This is a genomic window from Microbacterium sp. BF1 (genome assembly GCF_019279095.1).
Taxonomy (GTDB): domain Bacteria; phylum Actinomycetota; class Actinomycetes; order Actinomycetales; family Microbacteriaceae; genus Microbacterium; species Microbacterium maritypicum.
Window position 1 is genome coordinate 1 of the sequence record NZ_JAGYWT010000669.1, and the last position, 1,082, is coordinate 1,082.

Sequence of the window (1,082 nt, forward strand, 5' to 3'; positions counted from 1 at the left end):
GCGACCGATGCCGGCACCCGGCTCCTGCGCCCGCCGCTGCAGCGTGGGGGCGATCGCGACCTGGGCGTCCACCCAGACACCATCCTTGTCGGTGCGCGGAGGGGTGTGGTTCCAGAAGCCGTTGCAGTCGACGTCGCCTGCGTAGCTGGTGAGCGGGGCGAAGCGCGTGATGCCGGAGGAGCGCCAGCCGACGTATTCGAGGGCGAGCCACTCGGCGGGATCGGTGGCGGAGGTGTGGTCGTCGAGGACGACGTAGCCGGTCTCGGCCAGTGCCTCGGACGTGATGAAGCCCATGATGGATACCTTCCCGTCATCGCTGCCCCCACAGGCGGCGGGTTATTAGGCCATCCTAACTCGAATGCCCCTCGGCGGGCGGAGCCGTCACCGGGGAAAAGCCCATCCGGGGAGCGCCGATATTCTGGGGGCATGACTCAGCCGCAGGGCGCCCTTCTCGTGGGCAGCGTGAACTATGACGACGCCGAGACCACGATCCGCACCGCTGGGGACCTGCTCGGCACGCGACTGCGCCGCATCCCCGACGGCGAGGTCGGCAAGCGGTTCCACTGGATCATGTTCCAGCCCGACGTGATCGGCCGGGCCGAGGGCATCGAGCGCATCGGCGAGGAACCCATCCCGTTCCCTGCCGGCATCGACGCCCGGGGTCTGCGCATCGCTGAAGGAGTGGATGCCGCGAGCATCGAGCTGCCTCCGCTCGGCTACGCCGCCGCCGCGATCGAGTCGTATGCCGTGTTCACTCGCCTGCGGTCCGAGGGGGCGGTGCCCGCCGGTGTGCGGTTCCAGGTGTCGCTGCCGACGCCGCTCGCCGTGATCTCCTCCTTCTTCCACGGCGACGACCGGGCCGCGATCGAGCCCGTCTACACTGCGGCGATCCTCCGTGACCTCGACGAGATCGCGGCCGCCATCCCACACGAAGACCTCTCGGTGCAGTGGGACGTCGCCAGCGAGATGGGCATCATCGAGCGTGCGGCCGGCTACGGCTCCGTCATGGAGGCGTGGTGGCCCGGCGACCCGTTCGACGGCCTCGTCTCGCGCCTGGTCGCACTGGTCGACGCGGTGCCTGC

2 pseudogenes are annotated in these 1,082 nt (G+C 69.8%); one reads left to right on the top strand and one right to left on the bottom strand.

Annotation, left to right across the window (positions count from 1 at the left end):
• Window positions 1–294 (bottom strand): annotated as a pseudogene (locus KZA10_RS15885) (hypothetical protein); the annotation flags it as partial.
• 132 nt (window positions 295–426) lie between these two features.
• Here KZA10_RS15885 and KZA10_RS15890 point away from each other — a divergent pair.
• A pseudogene (locus KZA10_RS15890) lies at window positions 427–1,082 on the top strand (hypothetical protein); the annotation flags it as partial.